This window comes from Serratia sp. CY74737, from assembly GCF_052166775.1.
GTDB lineage: Bacteria > Pseudomonadota > Gammaproteobacteria > Enterobacterales > Enterobacteriaceae > Serratia > Serratia ureilytica.
In genome coordinates this window covers 94,393-112,159 of the sequence record NZ_JBJNOF010000008.1, presented here as the reverse complement: position 1 = coordinate 112,159, position 17,767 = coordinate 94,393, and the positions used below count along the sequence as shown (strand labels likewise).

Below are 17,767 nucleotides of genomic sequence, written 5' to 3'. Positions count from 1 at the left end.
TTTTATGGTGGGCATTAAGTTTCCCGTGAGCCTGCGTAAGGGGGCGCTAAGACATTTCCCGATATGAGCAGGGCGGGATTGTCTGTATGATTAATGCTCTTCTTGGTATGGGCAAGGGACTGATTTTCCAGTGCGTGAATTGACAAGGCCGTTAACGATTTTCACCAGTAAGAAGCCTTTTAACGACCGTTTTGCGGATGATATGCAATATGGCGATATGGATGAACGTACACTTAAGCAACGGTATCGCTTGGGGCAAGTATCAACGTTTATCGATTGGAGTACTTATAAATCGCCCTATGATCATCCGGCAACGCGAAATATTCCGGCAGCAGGAAAAGAAAAGGCGGTTGCCATGCTTTTTGATGAGCTGAGAGCTGCATCGAGATACTTTTCTTTTACTGGCGTTTATCAAGGCTTGATAGTTAAGCTCTTCAATCACATGCAGGGCAATAACGGAACTGACTTTCAAGATGTTCAAATGGATTTAGCCTATAAAAGGCTGATACTGAGCGATAAATCAGAAAATAGTACGCTAATTCGAATTAAAAGTGTTCTCGACACCTTTGACTTTAACTCATATCGGCTGAATAAAGAGGCATTTGCTCTTCAGTTATCACAGAGCCGTTTGCCAAAGTATGTCCGCTGGGAAGACTGCATAAATGGAATGGGAGTCAGTGTGCATGAGGTCAACAGTACAGAGATTAGTGTTGATTCTTTGGTTTTTCAAGGTAATAGATATACTGCCGTGATTAGCTATAAAGCTCAGGATCATTTTGGATTGGATAAAGAAGATATTAGCAAGTTAACGTTTAATTCTATTGGTTTTTTCAGGATTTGGTTTGTACCTCAAAGGTATAAAGAGTTCGCGTTTAGACCCTTTTTCACCAACTTTGGCGCGAAGATAATAGTGACAGGTGAAAACTATGCTTAACAAGAAAAAGGTTGCGTTCTTTTCTTTGGTTGCCGTAGCGGCTTTTTGGTTGGTTTGGGTGCTTGTCAGGCCGGCTAATGTTGTGCGGGTTGATGGTGCTGCTGTTTATGTTCAATACCTTCCGTTGACCACGGAAGGTAAAATATCTTGGTGGAATGATAATAAAGATAAACTTCAGGAAAAATATCATATTATCAAAGACGAGAGTCACTTTACCGTTGCCGTAATGAATTTTGATGGCTATGTTGCCGCTCCGACGGGTAGCAATGATGGAAGTGTTGATGACTATCATTGTTTTGCCGAGGGCGATGCCAAGAACAAATGTATCTATAAGGATATAGCGATGATTATTAATGGTGATGCTAATAAAAGGATTTTTATCAGTCTGGATGGGAAGACTTTTGCTCAAGAGCCTGACGGTAAGACCACGCTGTTAAAAAAATAGTGACTCTTACCCCCTGATTTTTCCTCGTTTTCAATCAGACTCGTCTAGGTGGTGGTCAGGGTTTCGCCCTCGCCAAGCCCGCGCAACGGCGGGCTGAGCAGGGAAGGACGTTTAACGCCCTTTTTTCTTGCGTCCTGGCTGGGTAAAGCGCTTGCGGCCGGCCGGCGCAGCGGTTTTATCGGCGCTTTTCGGTCCGCCGGCGCTCGGTTTTTTCGCCGGGGCAGATTTGGCCGGGGCTTTCTTCGTCGGTTTAGCCTCGGACGAAGAGCCTTCAATCAGCTTGAACAGCTCAATCAGCTCGTCATCGGTCAGATCGCGCCATTCGCCCAGCGGCAAGCCTTTCAGGCTGACGTTCATGATGCGCGTGCGTTCCAGCTTGGTGACCTCATAGCCGAAGTGTTCGCACATGCGGCGGATTTGGCGGTTCAGCCCCTGCACCAGCGTGATGCGGAACACGAACGGCGCTTCTTTCTTCACCTTGCACTTTTTGGTCACCGTGCCAAGCATCGGCACGCCGGCGCCCATGCCGCGAATAAACTCGTCGGTCACTGGCTTGTTGACCGTCACCAGATACTCTTTCTCGTGATTGTTGCCGGCGCGCAGGATCTTGTTGACCAGGTCACCGTGGTTGGTCAGAAAGATCAGCCCTTGCGAATCCTTGTCCAAGCGGCCGATCGGGAAGATGCGCTTGCTGTGGTTGACGAAGTCGGTGATGTTGTCGCGCTCGCCGTCCTCGGTGGTGGTGACGATGCCGACCGGTTTGTTCAGCGCGATCAGCACCAGATCTTCTTCATTGCGCGGTTCGATCAGCTGACCGTTAACCTTCACCACATCGCCGGCAAATACCTGGGCGCCAACGGTGGCGCGTTTACCGTTGATGAAAACGTTGCCCTGTTCGATGTATCGATCGGCGTCGCGGCGTGAGCAGATACCGCTCTCGCTAATGTATTTGTTCAAACGAATGGATGAGTTAGTCAGCATGGGATCTCCGTAAAACGCGGACTATACATTACCCGGATGGCGCTGCGAAGCGAATCATGCAGGAGGCGGCGGCTATGAACAAAATCCGTCCCTGCATCAAAAAGTGCAGACGATAAGTGGTGTCGACAGGCCTGCGTCTTATTGCGATGCTGTTGTCGTCAATAGACTTGCGATCGTCGTTTTGGCATAGCCGATGAATGCCGCCAACGGCTGCTGATGCTGAGACAGGTCATCTATCGCTTGTCCGAGATAAACTCGCCGCGCGGTGCTAAGTACCGGCTGGTGTTCAGATGGCAAGCGTGCCAGCAGCCATTCGGCGGCTACATCTTTGGGGGCGATCCGACCGGTTGCCGCGCTGAACCAGATGCGCGCCAGCGCAAGCACAATGTTGCATTCGTCGCCATGCCAGTCATCAGGTTCTTTCCATTGACTCAGGGTATCGGTGAGCGCGGCGATGAAGTCACTGCGAGGGACGCTGTCATACAGGAGTTCAAAGGAGGCGCCGAACAGATGCCGATGATGCTGCCGGGCTTTAGTAAGCAGGATCGCCACATCAGGATCCAAGGTGGCGGGGGAGACAATTCCCACCAGCAACTCTTCACGCAGCCATTCGCCAAACTGTAACTCACGTCGTGGCGGATAGCGCCAAGGTTTGATGTCGGTCTGTACCAGCACGGTGACTTCCAGCGGGCGAAAAATACTGTCGGCATCTGGCGGAGCCGACACGGTCAGCAAAGCTTTCATGAGGGCGGCCCGAGTGGTTGACATCAGCGGCTTGCTGATGACGACCAAGATGTCGATATCGCTGTTGGGTTTAAGACCGCCATCGACCGCGGATCCATACAGACTGATGCCCAAGAGTGTCTCGCCGAGTTGCTCTGTCAGCACATTGTATGCGGCGTCGATCTGTGCGGCGATTTCGGTTGGAAGTGTTTCTTTTATAGCTAATTGGGGATTGTTAAAAGACGGCTCAAACCGTTCCCCCACCTTCACCACCCGGGTGTTCAGCGGGGTGAGCGTCTGCCCGGCGCTGCCGATCGGCGTCAGGCGCGGCACGGGGCGGCCGCTGTCGCTTTCCACCAGCGTTGAGTGCGCTTCTCCCTCGGCGAACAGATGATCTTCCCCCCACTGGCGCAGGCCAACGATCACCGGAAACAGCGCGCGGCCTTTCTCGGTCAGCACATATTCCTGATAGGCGCTGCCGTCCGCGGCGGGCACGATCTTCAGCACGCCGTGCGTCACCAGGGCGCGCAGCCGGGTGGCAAGAATGTTCTTCGCCATCCCCAGCCCTTTTTGAAATTCGCTGAAACGGGTGACGCCGTCGAAGGCGTCGCGCACGATCAGCAGTGACCACCAGTCGCCAATCACATCCAGCGTGCGCGCCACCGGGCACGGCGCGTCTTCCAGGCTCTTACGTTTCACGACGATTATCTCCTGCTGCATATTCTGGTTGCATTATAAAACCTCTGCGCCTAAAGTTCATTGGGTTTAATAATGAAACCAAGTTGAGGTGTGCGATGAGCGACAAACTGCTGGAACCTCCCTGTGCGGCATTGGGGCGCCTGCCGGCCGCCCTGGTGCTGCTGTTGGCCGCCGCCAGCGCCTTTAGCGTGGCCAACGTTTACTATGCGCAGCCGCTGTTAGACGCCATCGCCCGCGATTTTTCCATCAGCCTGGCGGCGGTCGGCATGGTGATCGCCGTGACTCAGTTGGGCTGCGCGCTGGCGTTGCTGTTGGTGGTGCCGCTGGGGGATCGGTTGAACCGGCATCGATTGCTGGCGGGGCAACAGCTGGGCCTGATCGCTGCGCTGCTGCTGGTGGGCTGGGCGCCCAGCGCGGCCTGGCTGCTGGTGGGGATGATGTTGGTGGGGCTACTGGGCACCGCCATGACGCAGGGCCTGATCGCGTTCGCCGCCGCCCTGGCGCCGCCGCAGGAGCGCGGGCGGGTAGTCGGCGCGGCGCAGGGCGGGGTGGTGCTGGGGTTGCTGCTGGCGCGCACTCTCTCCGGCGCGCTGGCGGACGTTGGCGGCTGGCGCACGGTGTACTTCTTCTCCGCCGGAGTGACGTTGGTATTGCTGCCGATCCTGTCGCGCCTGCTGCCAGCGCCACGCACCGTTCCCAGCACGCTGAGTTATCCCGCGCTGCTGGGTTCAATGTTGAGCCTGTTGCTGCATGACCGCACGCTGCAAATTCGCGGCATGCTGGCGCTGCTGATGTTCGGCGCTTTCAGCCTCTTTTGGAGTTCGCTGGTGTTGCCGCTGAGCCGGCCGCCGTTCAACTTCACCCATGCCGCGGTGGGAGCGTTCGGCCTGGTCGGCGCGGTGGGCGCGCTGGCGGCGGTGCGCGCCGGGCATCTGGCGGATCGCGGGTTGGGGCAGGCGGCCAGCGGCGCATGTCTGCTGCTGTTGACGCTGGCCTGGCTGCCGCTCGGTTTGCTCGGCAGCGGTCTGGTTTGGCTGGTGGCGGGCATCGTGCTGCTGGATCTGGCGGGCCAGGCGATCCACGTGCTGAACCAGAGCATGATTTTCAGCGCGCACCCGCAGTCGCACAGCCGGCTGGTGGCCTGCTACATGCTGTTTTACGCCGTCGGCAGCGGGCTGGGCGCCTTTGTCGGCACCCATGTGTACGCCTGGGCGGGCTGGAGCGGCGTCTGCTGGCTGGGGGCGGGCGTCAGCCTGAGCGCATTGCTGTTTTGGCGGCTGACGCTGCGCGGGATGCCGGATGCGGCGGGTAAGGGCTAGCGGGCCGGTGAGTGCATCAGGTAATAATCTTCTTCGCCGTCGTTGCCGGTGGAGATGATGCGCCAGCCGTGCTTGCGGTAGAACGCCAGCGCTTTTTCATTTTTCACCAGGCATTTCAGCGAACCGGTGGCGGTGAAGGTGGCTTGCGCCGCATGCAGCAGCGCACTGCCGACGCCGCGCGGCGGCTGATGGGGATCGACATACAGGTTATGAATGAAGTTATCTTCGCGGTAGACGGAGACGAATCCCAGTAGCGCGCCGCCGTCTTCCGCCACCCAAATCGCTTCGCCCAGCGTCGCGCCGTCGAAATCTTCCAACTGATAGTTTGAGGTATCGCGCCAGCCGAACGCCGCCTTGCGCGACGCCAGGTACAGCGTGCGCAGGAAGGGGCGATCGGTCTCTTGGTAGGGTCTTATCTGCATGGCATCTCCCGGTGGTTTGTGCTCACTATAGCGCATTGCGCGGCGTATGCCCGCTGGGCCAATTTAATCGCTTGTTTGTCCGCGCCGCCGCTGGCATGATCCCCTGCAGGGATTAACGCAACGTTGATCACAACCTATTGATTTTCATGACTCGGGGTGCCCTTCCGCGTGAAGGCTGAGAAATACCCGTATTACCTGATCTGGATAATGCCAGCGTAGGGAAGTCACGGCCGCTCAACCGGCGCCGCCTTCTTGAACGCCGGTTGGGAGGAATATGATCGCTCGACCTGATGCACTACCCGGCGCCCGCGCCGCGGCCTGCCTGACCCAATTCCAACAGCGGCCTCCGCTGATCCACTGCCTGACCAACGAAGTGGTGCAGTCGCTGACCGCCAACGTGCTATTGGCGCTCGGCGCCTCTCCGGCGATGGTGGTGGAGCCGCAAGAGGCGGCGCAGTTCAGCGCGCTGGCCGACGGCCTGCTGATCAACGTCGGCACCCTCAACGCGCTGCGCGCCGAATCGATGCGGGCGGCGGTGGCCGCCGCCAATCAGGCCGGCAAGCCCTGGACGCTGGATCCGGTGGCGGTCGGCGCGCTCTCCTACCGCACCGCCTTCGCTAAACAGCTGCTGGACGAGCAACCGGCGGCGATACGCGGCAACGCCTCGGAAATCATGGCGCTCAACGGGTTGCTGGCCAGCGGCCGCGGCGTGGACAGCGGCGACGATTCCTTGGCGGCATTGCCCGCCGCGCGTGAGCTGGCGCGGCGCAGCGGCGCGGTGGTGGCGGTCACCGGCGCGGTGGATTACGTCACCGACGGCCAACGCGACTGGGCGATAGAAGGCGGCTCCCCGCTGATGACGCGGGTGGTGGGCACCGGCTGCGCGCTGTCGGCGGTGGCGGCGGCGTTTTGCGCCCTGCCGGGCGATCGCCTGGACAACGTGGCGACCGCCTGCCGGGTGATGTCACACTGCGGCGGCCTGGCGGCCAGGCAGGCCGCCGGGCCGGGCAGCTTTACGCCGGCGTTCCTCGACGCCCTGTATCAACTGCGCGGGGAGGATCTGTGATGAAACGCATTAACGCCCTGACCATCGCCGGCACCGATCCCAGCGGCGGCGCCGGCATTCAGGCCGATCTGAAAGCTTTCTCGGCGCTTGGCGCCTACGGCACCTCGGTGATCACCGCGCTGGTGGCGCAAAATACCCGCGGCGTGCAGTCGGTGTATTACATCGATCCGGCGTTCGTCGCCGCGCAGCTGGACTCGGTGTTCAGCGACGTGCGCATCGACAGCGTCAAGATCGGCATGCTGGCCAACGCCGACATCGTGCAGGCGGTGGCCGAACGGCTGCGCCATTACCGGCCGGAATTCGTGGTGCTGGATACCGTGATGCTGGCGAAAAGCGGCGATCCGCTGTTGGCGCCGGAGGCGGTAGAGTCTATCCGGCGCGAGCTGTTGCCGCTGGTGTCGATCATTACGCCGAACCTGCCGGAAGCGGCGGCGCTGCTGGCGTGCGCGCCGGCGGAAGATGAAGCGCAGATGCGCGAGCAGGGGCGGGCGCTGCTGGCGATGGGCTGCCGGGCGGTGCTGATGAAGGGCGGCCACCTGAGCGAAAGCGAGAGCCCGGACTGGCTGTTTACCGCCGAAGGCGAGCAGCGCTTTACCGCGCCGCGCGTCGCCACCCGCCACACTCACGGCACCGGTTGCACGCTCTCGGCCGCGCTGGCGGCGTTGCGCCCGCGCCATGCCGACTGGGCGGCCACGGTGGCCGCCGCCAAGGACTACCTGCAACACGCGCTGCAACAGGCGGACACGCTGGAAGTGGGGCACGGCATCGGGCCGGTGCATCATTTTCACGCCTGGTGGTGAGTCAACTTTTTGCCGCAACCGTGGTCTGACTAGTTCAGGCCCGGTTTACGGGCGAAACCTGATTTAACCTAGGGAGAAGGACTATGACGGGACACCAGGCGCTGCGTTGCGCCCTCTTCGGCGCACTGCTCAGCTTCAGCGCGGGCAGCTTCGCTCAGCAGATCGTCACCACATCGGATTTGATTCAGCAGCCGGGGTATCAGGCCAGCTGGCAAAACATGGTCAAAGGCCAGGCGCGGATGCCGGGCTGGGCGCGCAAGGGCGTCGGCACCTCTACGCCGGCGCAAAACCTGAGCTGGAAGGGCAAAGAGTATCTGGTCGGCAATCTGTGCAAGCCGCACGACTGCGGCAACAACTTTTTGATCGTGGCGTTCAGCGCGGATAAATCCCAGGCCTGGGGCGTGCGAGTCGCGGTGGAAGATCGGCCGGAAGCCGTCGATCATCCGAAGAAATACGCCAAGTACCAGTGGCTCGGCAAGCCGGATGACGACATGAAAGCGCTGCTTAAGCAGCAGTTTGAGAACAATCCCGACTGGAAATGATCTGACCGGGGGCGCTGACGATGCCGCCCCCGGCGTTGATCAGCCGATGCCGGCCTGATGCAGATCGTGCAGGTTGAGCGCCCCCACCAGCACGCCATCCATATCGACCACCGGGGCCGCGCTGATGTGCTGTTCGTGCAGCGCTTCCAGCGCTTCGCCGGCGCGCCACTGCTCCGGCAGCCGATAGCCGGGGCGGGTGATCGCCGGGCTGAGCGGATCCTGCAGGCTGTTGCCCTTCACCAGCCAGCGGCGCAGGTCGCCGTCAGTAAACACGCCCACTACCCGCTGCTGCGCGTCGCACACCGCCACCAACCCGAGCCCGGTGCGGCTCAGTTCCAGCATCGCTTCCATCACGTTGGCGCTTTCGCTCACGCGCGGCAGGCGATCGCCGGTGCGCATCAGGTGATGCACGCGGTTCAACAGGCGCGCCCCCAGGCTGCCGCCCGGGTGCGAGCGGGCGAAGTCTTCCGCATTGAAACCGCGCTGGCGCATCAGCGCCATCGCCAGAGCGTCGCCCATCATCAGGGTGTTGACCGCGCTGGAGGTGGGCGCCAGCCCCATCGGGCAGGCTTCGCGCTCGACGCCGATATCCAGTACGCAGGCCGCGGCCTGCGCCAGCGGCGACTCTTTGCCGCCGGTGATGGCGATCACCGGAATGCCGTTCTCCGCCAGCAGCGGCAGGATCAGGTCCAGCTCTTTGGCGCGGCCGGAGTAGGAGATGAACACCACCACGTCGTCGGCGCCGATCATGCCGAGATCGCCGTGCAGCGCCTCCGCCGGATGAACGAAGAACGACGGCGTGCCGGTGCTGGCCAGCGACGCGGCGATTTTTTTGCCGATATGGCCGGACTTGCCGATGCCGGAAATCACCGCTTTGCCGCGGCAGTTCAGCAGCAGCTCGCAGGCGCAGACGAAATTGTCATCCAGGCGCGCCAGCAGGCGCTGCGCTTCGGTCAACTCGATCTCCAGCGTTTCGCGGGCGAAGGCGAGCAGGGCGTTGGCGTTACTCATCGGGGTCTCCTACCAGAATGATATTGATGCCTTTCGCCTGCAGGGCGGCGAGGTAATCGGGGTTGATGTCTCGGTCGGTGATCAGCGTGTCGACGGCGCTGAGCTCGCACACCACGTTCGGGCTCTTGCGGCCGAATTTCGAGGAGTCTACCAACAGAATAATGCGGCCGGCGGCTTCGCACATCGCCTTGCTGACGTTGTGCACTTCGTTGAAGGTGGTGACGCCGGCGTTGAGATCGACGCCGTCCGCGCCGATAAACAGCTTGTCGAAGCTGAATTGCTGAAACGCCGATTCCGCCAGGCTGCCGTGGAACGAGGCCGATTTTTTGCGGTAGGTGCCGCCGGGCATCAGGATGGTCTGATCGTTGTCCAGCTCCACCAGCGCGTTGACGATGGTCAGGCTGTTGGTCATCACCGTGATGTTGTTGAACTGTGCCAGGTGCGGCACCATCTGCAGCACCGTGCTGCCGGCGTCGAAGATCAGCGAGTCGCCGTCGGCGATCAGCGCCACGGCGGCGCTGGCGATCTGGCGTTTTTTCTCGGTGTTGATATGGGTTTTGCGGTCGATCGGCTGATCGCCGTCGTCGCGGCTGAGCACCACGCCGCCGTAGGTGCGGATCACCTCGCCTTCTTCTTCCAGCAGGGTGAGATCCTTGCGGATGGTGGTGCCGGTGGTGGAGAAATGCTCGGCCAGGGCGTCCACTGCCGTTTTGCCATGCCGCTGCAGATATTCAAGGATAGCGGCCTGCCGCTGCTTTGGTTTCATCGCGATTCCCGTTCACAAGAGTGGGGCATTTCCCCTCGCTGAATAATTCACTATGAAAGGTAATGTCTTTTAATGTGAAAATATCACGATTTGGGTTCAATCGCTAACGATAGTGCAGACTGGCATGCGCGATCCTCGGGGAAGATCACATCCGGGCGCAAATCCCGCTGATGCAATCCGTGTAAATGAGGCAGCGGGCGTGGCCGGGCGAAAACGGTCAGGCCGCGCAGCAACAGGCTGCCGCACACCCGCCGGTCGGCGTCGAAGGCCAGCGCCAGCACCACTCGCGGGCGAAAACGGCCGCCGGAACGGCCGACGCCCACGGCGCCCAGCTGGCATAAACCATCGAAGGCGCGGTTGAAACGTTGCAGTTGCCACCAGCCGAAGGCGATTTGCAGCAGCCAGGCCAGCAGCGCGAAGGCGATCAAAGCTTGTGTCATGGCGTTCTCCTTAGCCCCCTCTGCTGAAGGGGGCATCGATTGGCGTCAGAACATCACCTGGCCGCCGGTGATGTTGATCGATTGGCCGGTGCAGTAAGAGGCCTTGTCGCTGGCGTAGAACAGCAGGGTGTTCAGCACATCCTGGTAGTCGCAGCCGCGCTTCAGCGGCACCTTGTCGATGTAGTACTGCTCCACCTGATCCGGCGCGATGCCCAGTTTTTGCGCGTACTGCGGCAGCAGCGACTGGAACATCGGCGACTTCAGCAGGTTGCCGAGCATCAGCGAATGCACGGTGATGCCGTACTCCGCCAGATCGAGCGCCAGCGACTGCGTCAGCCCCACGCCGCCGAACTTGGCGGCGCTGTAGCCAGAGTTGTGCTTGCTGCCGACCTTGCCGGACTTGGAGTTGATCTGGATGATGCGCCCGGCGATGCCGTCGCGGATCATCAGGCGCGAGAACTCGCGGGCGCAGAGGAAATAGCCCACCAGGTTCACCTGCAGCGAGCGGTCGAAGTCGCCCAGCGGGAAATCGGTGATCGGCGCCGCCTTGGCGATGCCGGCACTGTACACCAGCAAATTAGCCTGGCCAAACGCCCGGTCAACCGCCGCCGCCAGCGCGATCACGCTCTGCTCGTCGGTGGCGTCGGCCTGAAAACCGCAGGCGCTGCCTGCGCCAAACGCTTCGTTGATCTGCCGCGCCACCCGATTGGCGTTGTCGGCGTTCAGATCGGCCACCGCCACCCGATAACCGGCCTGCGCCAGCCCGTGGCTCAAAAAGGCACCTAACGTTTGGCCGCCGCCAATCACTACAGCTACTTCAGACATGGTCTACTCCTTATGCGATAAATGACAGCGTGCTGCCCAACGGGATATCGGTCGGCGTCGGGCCGGATACGTGGATCGAGCCGGGAAATTCGGCTTCGGCTTCGCCGTCGAAGCGCACGGTGATATGGCCCAGCTCGCGCAGATTCTGCGTGGCGACGCTGCCGACGGCGGTGATGGCGTAGCGCTGCTGCGCCAGCTCCATCACGCCGCCCACCTGCAGCTCGCCGGCGGTCGCGCCGTGGCGGTGGATAAAGCAGAACTCTTCGATATCCGCCGGCGCGCCTTCACGGAAAGTGATCAGCATGTTGTCCAGCAACGCGTCGCGGGCGCAGCCGCCGATCTGCGTGATGGTGGTATGAAAAATGGTGTGCATAAACGTCTCCCTGGAAATTATGCTATTGATAAATAAAGGCCGAGGCGGCCCAGGCGATCAACACCGTCGGCGCGCCGGTCAGAAAGCGGCCAACCAGCACTGAAGGCACGCCGACCCGTACGGTGTCCTGTTTGGCTTCCGCCAGCGACAGGCCGACCGGAATGAAGTCACAGGCTGCCTGCGCGTTGATGGCGAACAGCGCGGGCAGCGCCAGCTGCGGCGGAATATGGCCGAGGCCGATCTGCACCCCGACCAGCACGCCGATCACCTGGGCGATGACCGCGCCGGGGCCGAGGAACGGCGACAGCAGTGGGAACGAGCAGATCAGCGCCAGCGTCACCAGGCCGATCGGGCTGTTGGCCAGCGGCGTCAGGCCGTGAGCGATAAAGTCCCCGAGGCCGGAGGCCATGATGATGCCGATCAAGGCCGAGACGAACGCCATAAACGGCAGAATGGTCTTCAGCACGGTGTCGATAGTGTCGCGCCCAGCCTGGAAGAACACCGCCACCACCGATCCCATGCCCATGCCAACCTTCGCCAGCAGCCCGTCGCTTTGTTCGGTGATCTTCTTGCTGGTGTCGTAGTCGCGCGCCTTGGGCGGCGCGGCAACGGCGGCGGGTGGGTTCTCCGTCGTGTCGATTCGGCTGATGTTGTGGTCGCGCACGCCGGAGACATAGATGTCTTCGAGGATAAACTGCGCCAGCGGGCCGGACTGGCCGGTGGCGTGGATGTTGACCGTCGGAATGCGGCGTTTCGGGTACAGGCCGCAGCGCAGGGTGCCGCCGCAGTCGATCACCGCCACGCCGATCTCTTCCGCCGGCGGCTCGCCCTCTTTGAAACCGTCGACGGCGGGCCAACCGGTCAATTCGCTGAGGCGATCGACGATGGAAGGCCGGGTGCCGGCGGTGATGTACACCACTTTTTTGCCGGGTTCTATCGGCAGTTCCAGGGGGCCGCCCCAGCCGCTGGCGCCTTTTTCAATACGGATATAAGCACTCATGCTGCACTCCACGAATTAAAGTTGCACCTGGCGATCCAGACGGATGCCCATCTTGCGTTCGAACAGACTGGTGGTGAGATCGGTGACCCAGCCGCGGAAGAAGTTGGTGAACAGCCCCACCAGGAAATAGCTCACCGCCAACGGGCCGAGCGGCAGGCCGAGGGTGGTCAGGCCGCTGGCGATGCCGAGGTAAACGAACAGTTCGCCGGGGTTGATGTGCGGAAACAGGCCGTTCATCGAGTGGCAGCTGTAGGAGGCCGCCGCGTAGTAGCTCGGCTTGTATTTCTCCGGCATGAAGCGCCCCAGGCTGAGGGTCATCGGGTTGCAGAAGACAAAGGTGCCGATCAGCGGCAGCAGCAGATAACGCGAGATGGGGTTGCCCGCGCAGCGCTGCGCCAATCGTTCGATACGTTCCTGGCCAACAAATTTGATCAGCGCGTTCATGATAACCAACAGGCTGATCAACAAAGGCAAAATGCCGGTCACCATGCCGACAAACACTTCACCGCCTTTCTGAAACAGGCCGATAAACCACTCGGCGCCGTGGGTGATTAGCTCAATCATTATGTTCTCCTGTAATGGACTGATATGGCCTGGAGCGAACGGCGGCTCTGTCGCCATGGGCCTTACAGTAGTCACTTTGTTGGGCTATTTGTTTTAAATAGATCACAATTTGAAAGATAAATATTTTATTTTGAAAGTTTAAAGTGAAAGAAAGAGAAGGTGAACGGCGCGAGAGGCGGGATAACGGGCACAAAAAAGCCCGGCGAACCGGGCTTTGTGACAGGCGGTCTGTCACATCAGGCGATGGTGACCTTCTTGTCCAGATAGGCGTCTTGCACGGCGTTGATCAGCGCCACGCCGTCTTTCATCGATTTCTTGAACGCCTTGCGCCCCAGGATCAGGCCCATGCCGCCGGCGCGTTTGTTGATCACCGCGGTGCGCACCGATTCCTGCAGATCGTTCTCACCGGCGGCGCCGCCGGAGTTGATCAGCCCGGCGCGGCCCATGTAGCAGTTGGCCAGCTGGTAGCGCACCAGATCGATCGGGTGATCGGTGGTCAGCTTGGTGTAGACGCGATCGTCGGTATAGCCGAATTTCACCGCGCGGTAACCGCCGTTGTTTTCGGCCATTTTCTGTTTGACGATGTCGGCGCCGATGGTGGCGGCGATGTGGTTGGCCTGGCCGGTCAGATCGGCGCTGGAGTGGTAGTCCACGCCGTCCTTGTTGAACGCCGGGTTGCGCAGATAGGCCCACAGCACCGTGACCATGCCCAGCTCATGCGCGCGCTCAAAGGCGATAGAGATCTCTTCGATCTGGCGGCGCGACTGCTCGGAGCCGAAGTAAATGGTGGCGCCAACCGCCACTGCGCCCATGTTGAACGCCTGCTCGACGCTGGCGTACAGGGTCTGGTCGTACTGGGTCGGGTAGCTCAGCGTTTCGTTGTGGTTGAGTTTGACCAGGAACGGAATTTTATGCGCATAGCGGCGCGATACCGACGCCAGCACGCCGTAGGTGGAGGCGACGCAGTTACAGCCGGCTTCAATCGCCAGCTCGACGATGTTCTTCGGATCGAAATACAGCGGATTGGCGGCGAACGAGGCGGCGGCGGAGTGCTCGATGCCCTGATCGACCGGCAGGATCGACAGGTAACCGGTGCCGCCCAGGCGGCCGTGGTTGAACAGGGTTTGCATCGAACGCAGCACGCTGTTGGGGCGGTTGTTATCGATCATTACGCGGTCGACGAAGTCGGCGCCCGGCAGGTAGAGATTCTCGGCGGGGATAGTGGTACAGCGGTGTTGCAGCAGATCTTCCGCTTCCTTTCCTAGCAACTGCACAATATCAGTCATGATTCACTCCCGATTAAGCTTCTTCATACACCGGCAATGCAAGGGTTTTTGACCACCGGCGTAGTAAAAAAGCGGTGATTGAAGCTGTAAAGCGATGCTACCGAACTTGATCCGGCAAGGACAAACAATAGATGCGATTGAGAGGAAATGCCATTGGCGTGGCCAAATACGCGGGGGCGATCGCCCCCGGCGCGTTAAGTGCTTGATTGTTCGATCTCGCCTGCCTTGGCGTTCCGAGCGGCGAGCGGGCGCAGAGCCGGATTAGCCCAGCAGGGCGCAGTTCGGCGGCAGGCGGCATTCGATGGCCTGCGGCACCACTTCGATGCGGAAATGGCGGCCTTTGAGCGGCTCGCCGTCGAGGTTGAAGGTCATCTCATGCGGCGCGTCGATCTCCAGCCACGGCAGCGCGGCGCTGAGGATGCTGTTGCTCTCTTCGTCGTTGAACAGGGCGGCCACCAGCGCCGGCAGCAGTTCATCGGCGATTAACAGGCGCAGCTGCAACTGCCCGTCGTTAATCAGCGCGTTGGGGCACAGTTCCTGGCCGCCGCCGGCCTGTTTGCCGTTGCCGATGCCGATCACCAGCGCTTCGCCGGCCCAGCGGAAGTCCGGCCCGCGGATTTCACAGCGGTCGGCCTGCAGCGTATCCATGCGCAGCAAGCCGTGAACGAAGTAGGACACGCCGCCCAACGCCGCCTTCAGCTTCTCCGGCGTTTCAGTGGTGATACGGGTGCCGAAGCCGCCGGTGGCCATGTTGATGAAGTAGCGCTCGCCGTTGACCTTGGCCAAATCGATAGGCACCGAGCGGCCCTTGATCGCCAGCTGCAGCGCCTGCTCGGGCGAGAGGGGAATGTTGCAGGCCATGGCGAAGTCGTTGGCGGTGCCGAGCGGCAAAATGCCCAGCGCTGGCCGACCTTGCGCCGGCAGTTGCGCCAGCGCGGCGGCCACTTCGTTAATGGTGCCGTCACCGCCGCCGGCGACGACGGTGCCGACGCCGAGCCGAGCGGCTTCCGCGACGTAGCGCGCGGCGTCGCCGTGTTCCCAGGTGACGCGCACGTGCAGCGTTATTTGCTCTTCGCGCAGCCGGTTGACGGCCTGGCGCAGCTCTTCGTTGCCGGCGCCCTTGCCGTTGATGATAAGCAGTGCTGGTGCATGTGAGTGTTGAGGCATTGCCGAGCTCCTCCGGCGGAAAACCAATAATGCCTCAAGATAAACCAGCCCAGGCCGCCAAGCCATCAGAATATTCAGCTAATTCCGGTTATTTCCCATTGCGCCGTGAATATGAAGACGATGCGAATTTATCTGAATTTAACCTGACAATAAGCGCAATTTTAATGGCGGCAGGATTAATCGCTATAGCGTTATTTATATATCGATGTGGCGTTATTATTTTTATTAAAATGGATAACGGGAAAACGTAATGAGAAATAGGCGCGCCGGCGGTAATGGCGGGCCCATAAAGAAAAAGCCAGCCCAAGGGAGATTGGGCCGGCTAAGGAGGTGGTTCCTAGTATTGCTATGCAAATATTTTCGTTGTTCGTTTTAAGCAGCGTGATAGTAACCAAGCTGCGGGCACATTGATGTGATCCAATTCTAATATTTGCTAAAAATCGCCGCCGAATGACGGCGATTCATTGTTAGGCTCCGGCGCTATTTTCTTCCGCCAAATTGCGGATCAGCAAAGCATAATTGAGATCGATATCCTGCGGGATCGGCAAATAAACGATATGGCCGTTGCCCGGCGCGACCTCAATCGGCTCGCCTTTCTTATTTTGCATGCTTTCGAGGGTGAACAGCACGTTGCCGCCCGGCGTCATCATCTCGACGCTGTCGCCGAGTGAGAATTTATTCTTCACGTCGACTTCCGCCCAGCCTTCGCGGCGCACGCCGGTGAACTCGCCGACGAACTGCTGGCGCTCGGAGAGCGAAGAGCCGTATTCGTAGTTCTGCTGCGCTTCGTGCACGTGGCGGCGCAGGAAGCCTTCGGTATAGCCGCGGTGCGCCAGGCCTTCCAGCGTGGTGAGCAGGGTCGGATCGAACGGTTTGCCGGCAACGGCGTCGTCGATGGCGCGGCGGTAGACCTGGGCGGTGCGCGCGCAGTAGTAAAAGGACTTGGTGCGCCCTTCGATCTTCAACGAATGCACGCCGAGCTGCGTCAGACGCTCTACGTGCTGGATGGCGCGCAGATCCTTGGAGTTCATGATGTAGGTGCCGTGTTCGTCCTCGAAGGCGCTCATATATTCGCCTGGTTTTTGCGCCTCAGACAGCATGAATACCTTGTCGGTCGGCGCGCCGATGCCCAGCGTCGGCTCGACGGTCTGCACCGGGATCGGCTCGTGCAGGTGCACGATATTGCCGGTGTCGTCCTCTTTGCCTTCTTCCGCCTTGTACTGCCAACGGCAGGCGTTGGTGCAGGTTCCCTGGTTGGGATCGCGCTTGTTGATGTAGCCGGACAGCAGGCAGCGGCCGGAGTAGGCCATGCACAGCGCGCCGTGGACGAAGATCTCCAGCTCCATGTCCGGCACTTCGGCGCGGATCTCGGCGATCTCTTCCAGCGACAGCTCGCGCGACAGGATCACGCGGGTCAGGCCCATTTGTTTCCAGAACTTCACCGTCGCCCAGTTAACGGCGTTGGCCTGCACCGACAGGTGGATGTCCATCTGCGGGAAGGCTTCGCGCACCATCATGATCAGGCCAGGATCGGACATGATCAGCGCATCCGGGCCCATATCGACTACTGGTTTCAGATCGCGCAGGAAGGTTTTCAGCTTGGCGTTGTGCGGGGCGATGTTGACCACCACGTAGAATTTTTTACCCAGCGCGTGCGCTTCGTTGATGCCCTGCGCCAGATTCTCGTGGTTGAACTCGTTGTTGCGCACCCGCAGGCTGTAGCGCGGCTGGCCGGCGTAAACCGCATCGGCGCCGTAGGCGAAGGCGTAACGCATGTTTTTCAGCGTTCCGGCCGGGGAGAGAAGTTCCGGTGTAAACATAGTGTGTCTCGGTCTGATTTCAGGTCAGCACCACGCCACCTGATGGCGCAGTAAAAGCGGGGGATTGTAGCCGCGGCGCGGCAAAAAATCAGCAGTTAACCGGATTTATTCAAGGGAGATTGATCCCGGTCAAACGGAAAACGCGCGATGGCGGCCACCGCGCGGGCGAAACGGGGGATCAGGCGCTCAAATCGCGAATATCGGTGGTCGGGCCGTTTTTAATCACCGACTGGATACCGTTTTTGGCTGCGCTTTCGGAGCTGTACATTTCGCTGACGCCGATCACCTGATGGTTCTTGGCCTTCAGCACAAAGTAGGGCTGGTTGCTGGTGCTGTGCTTCAGTTCAAACTGCGCTTCATGCGGCGAATTGGTCTGCACCGAGGCGATGCCGTTCTCCGCCGACGCTTTGCTGGCGTACATCTCGCTGGCCAGAATGATCTCGCCGTTACTGGCTTTCAGGTTGAAGTGGTACTGTCCGTTCTTTGCTTTTTTCAGCTCGTAATGACCGATTGCCATGGTTCTTCTCCTGTAGGTTCCGATTCGTGATGTAAGTGTAGCCAATCGCTTGAAAATCGGTGGCTAA

21 protein-coding genes, 1 pseudogene and 1 riboswitch are annotated in these 17,767 nt (G+C 60.1%); of the genes and pseudogenes, 7 read left to right on the top strand and 15 right to left on the bottom strand.

Annotated features, from left to right (window positions below; genetic code table 11):
- Positions 1-130: 130 nt before the first annotated feature.
- Both ACJ8PE_RS13360 and ACJ8PE_RS13355 read left to right on the top strand, forming a co-directional pair.
- Entirely contained in the window at positions 131-934 is an 804-nt protein-coding gene (locus tag ACJ8PE_RS13360; RefSeq protein WP_197793395.1) for a YPO3983 family protein, read from the top strand.
- A complete protein-coding gene (locus ACJ8PE_RS13355; RefSeq protein WP_033644077.1) occupies positions 927-1,379 on the top strand; it encodes a DUF943 family protein in 453 nt (150 codons plus the stop codon). The genes ACJ8PE_RS13360 and ACJ8PE_RS13355 overlap by 8 nt, the downstream gene beginning before the upstream one ends.
- Before the next feature lie 111 nt (positions 1,380-1,490).
- On the opposite strand, the gene rluF is transcribed toward ACJ8PE_RS13355, so the two are convergent.
- From rluF to ACJ8PE_RS13340, 3 genes and pseudogenes are all read right to left on the bottom strand, one after another.
- A complete protein-coding gene (rluF, locus tag ACJ8PE_RS13350; protein WP_033651557.1) occupies positions 1,491-2,360 on the bottom strand; it encodes a 23S rRNA pseudouridine(2604) synthase RluF in 870 nt (289 codons plus the stop codon).
- A 138-nt stretch (positions 2,361-2,498) separates the two neighbouring features.
- On the bottom strand, positions 2,499-3,302 hold the full coding sequence (locus ACJ8PE_RS13345; protein ID WP_404769110.1) for an aminoglycoside adenylyltransferase family protein: 804 nt from the start codon (positions 3,300-3,302) through the stop codon (positions 2,499-2,501).
- 42 nt (positions 3,303-3,344) lie between these two features.
- Positions 3,345-3,782, bottom strand: a pseudogene (locus ACJ8PE_RS13340) (winged helix-turn-helix transcriptional regulator); the annotation flags it as partial.
- A gap of 95 nt (positions 3,783-3,877) precedes the next feature.
- Here ACJ8PE_RS13340 and ACJ8PE_RS13335 point away from each other — a divergent pair.
- Positions 3,878-5,101: an MFS transporter gene (locus ACJ8PE_RS13335; RefSeq protein WP_197760233.1), complete on the top strand. Its 1,224-nt coding sequence runs from the start codon at positions 3,878-3,880 to the stop codon at positions 5,099-5,101.
- Here ACJ8PE_RS13335 and ACJ8PE_RS13330 read toward each other — a convergent pair.
- On the bottom strand, positions 5,098-5,523 hold the full coding sequence (locus ACJ8PE_RS13330) for a GNAT family N-acetyltransferase (RefSeq protein WP_033644074.1): 426 nt from the start codon (positions 5,521-5,523) through the stop codon (positions 5,098-5,100). The two genes, ACJ8PE_RS13335 and ACJ8PE_RS13330, sit on opposite strands and share 4 nt — an antisense overlap.
- Before the next feature lie 142 nt (positions 5,524-5,665).
- Positions 5,666-5,762, top strand: a riboswitch (TPP riboswitch).
- 35 nt (positions 5,763-5,797) lie between these two features.
- Between ACJ8PE_RS13330 and thiM the strand changes: the two genes are divergently transcribed.
- The 3 genes from thiM (at position 5,798) to ACJ8PE_RS13315 (ending at position 7,931) form a co-directional block, all read left to right on the top strand.
- Positions 5,798-6,589 (top strand): hydroxyethylthiazole kinase, encoded by a 792-nt coding sequence (thiM, locus tag ACJ8PE_RS13325; RefSeq protein ID WP_015378755.1) that lies wholly within the window; start codon positions 5,798-5,800, stop codon positions 6,587-6,589.
- Positions 6,589-7,389, top strand: a complete 801-nt coding sequence (gene thiD / locus ACJ8PE_RS13320) for a bifunctional hydroxymethylpyrimidine kinase/phosphomethylpyrimidine kinase (RefSeq protein WP_033651554.1) — start codon at positions 6,589-6,591, stop codon at positions 7,387-7,389. The genes thiM and thiD overlap by 1 nt, the downstream gene beginning before the upstream one ends.
- A gap of 83 nt (positions 7,390-7,472) precedes the next feature.
- On the top strand, positions 7,473-7,931 hold the full coding sequence (locus ACJ8PE_RS13315) for an inhibitor of vertebrate lysozyme family protein (protein ID WP_033648850.1): 459 nt from the start codon (positions 7,473-7,475) through the stop codon (positions 7,929-7,931).
- 39 nt (positions 7,932-7,970) lie between these two features.
- Here ACJ8PE_RS13315 and gutQ read toward each other — a convergent pair whose 3' ends face one another.
- The 9 genes from gutQ to yegS form a co-directional block, all read right to left on the bottom strand.
- A complete protein-coding gene (gutQ, locus tag ACJ8PE_RS13310) occupies positions 7,971-8,942 on the bottom strand; it encodes an arabinose-5-phosphate isomerase GutQ (protein ID WP_049270680.1) in 972 nt (323 codons plus the stop codon).
- Positions 8,935-9,708, bottom strand: a complete 774-nt coding sequence (srlR, locus tag ACJ8PE_RS13305; RefSeq protein ID WP_004941511.1) for a glucitol operon DNA-binding transcriptional repressor SrlR — start codon at positions 9,706-9,708, stop codon at positions 8,935-8,937. Before srlR ends, gutQ begins: the two co-directional genes overlap by 8 nt.
- Before the next feature lie 83 nt (positions 9,709-9,791).
- On the bottom strand, positions 9,792-10,148 hold the full coding sequence (gutM, locus tag ACJ8PE_RS13300; RefSeq protein WP_048325245.1) for a transcriptional regulator GutM: 357 nt from the start codon (positions 10,146-10,148) through the stop codon (positions 9,792-9,794).
- Between the two features lie 45 nt (positions 10,149-10,193).
- Positions 10,194-10,973, bottom strand: coding sequence for a sorbitol-6-phosphate dehydrogenase (srlD, locus tag ACJ8PE_RS13295; RefSeq protein ID WP_197760231.1), 780 nt, complete (start codon positions 10,971-10,973; stop codon positions 10,194-10,196).
- A gap of 10 nt (positions 10,974-10,983) precedes the next feature.
- The gene (srlB, locus tag ACJ8PE_RS13290; protein ID WP_004941520.1) at positions 10,984-11,346 is read right to left on the bottom strand and encodes a PTS glucitol/sorbitol transporter subunit IIA; all 363 of its coding nucleotides are present in this window, start codon (positions 11,344-11,346) and stop codon (positions 10,984-10,986) included.
- A 22-nt stretch (positions 11,347-11,368) separates the two neighbouring features.
- A complete protein-coding gene (gene srlE / locus ACJ8PE_RS13285; protein ID WP_197793400.1) occupies positions 11,369-12,346 on the bottom strand; it encodes a PTS glucitol/sorbitol transporter subunit IIB in 978 nt (325 codons plus the stop codon).
- 15 nt (positions 12,347-12,361) lie between these two features.
- Entirely contained in the window at positions 12,362-12,910 is a 549-nt protein-coding gene (gene srlA, locus ACJ8PE_RS13280; protein ID WP_197768731.1) for a PTS glucitol/sorbitol transporter subunit IIC, read from the bottom strand.
- Positions 12,911-13,146: 236 nt separating this feature from the next.
- Positions 13,147-14,196 carry a class I fructose-bisphosphate aldolase gene (gene fbaB, locus ACJ8PE_RS13275; protein ID WP_015378749.1) on the bottom strand — a complete coding sequence of 350 codons (1,050 nt, stop codon included), beginning with the start codon at positions 14,194-14,196 and terminating at the stop codon, positions 13,147-13,149.
- 261 nt (positions 14,197-14,457) lie between these two features.
- On the bottom strand, positions 14,458-15,363 hold the full coding sequence (gene yegS / locus ACJ8PE_RS13270) for a lipid kinase YegS (protein WP_033644066.1): 906 nt from the start codon (positions 15,361-15,363) through the stop codon (positions 14,458-14,460).
- 29 nt (positions 15,364-15,392) lie between these two features.
- Between yegS and ACJ8PE_RS13265 the strand changes: the two genes are divergently transcribed.
- Positions 15,393-15,614: a hypothetical protein gene (locus ACJ8PE_RS13265; RefSeq protein WP_127897175.1), complete on the top strand. Its 222-nt coding sequence runs from the start codon at positions 15,393-15,395 to the stop codon at positions 15,612-15,614.
- Between the two features lie 216 nt (positions 15,615-15,830).
- Here the strand turns inward: ACJ8PE_RS13265 and trhP are convergent, their stop codons facing one another.
- Together trhP and ACJ8PE_RS13255 are read right to left on the bottom strand one after the other, a co-directional pair.
- Entirely contained in the window at positions 15,831-17,183 is a 1,353-nt protein-coding gene (gene trhP, locus ACJ8PE_RS13260) for a prephenate-dependent tRNA uridine(34) hydroxylase TrhP (RefSeq protein WP_046897730.1), read from the bottom strand.
- Positions 17,184-17,361: 178 nt separating this feature from the next.
- Positions 17,362-17,700 (bottom strand): YegP family protein, encoded by a 339-nt coding sequence (locus ACJ8PE_RS13255; protein WP_033644064.1) that lies wholly within the window; start codon positions 17,698-17,700, stop codon positions 17,362-17,364.
- Positions 17,701-17,767 lie beyond the last annotated feature (67 nt).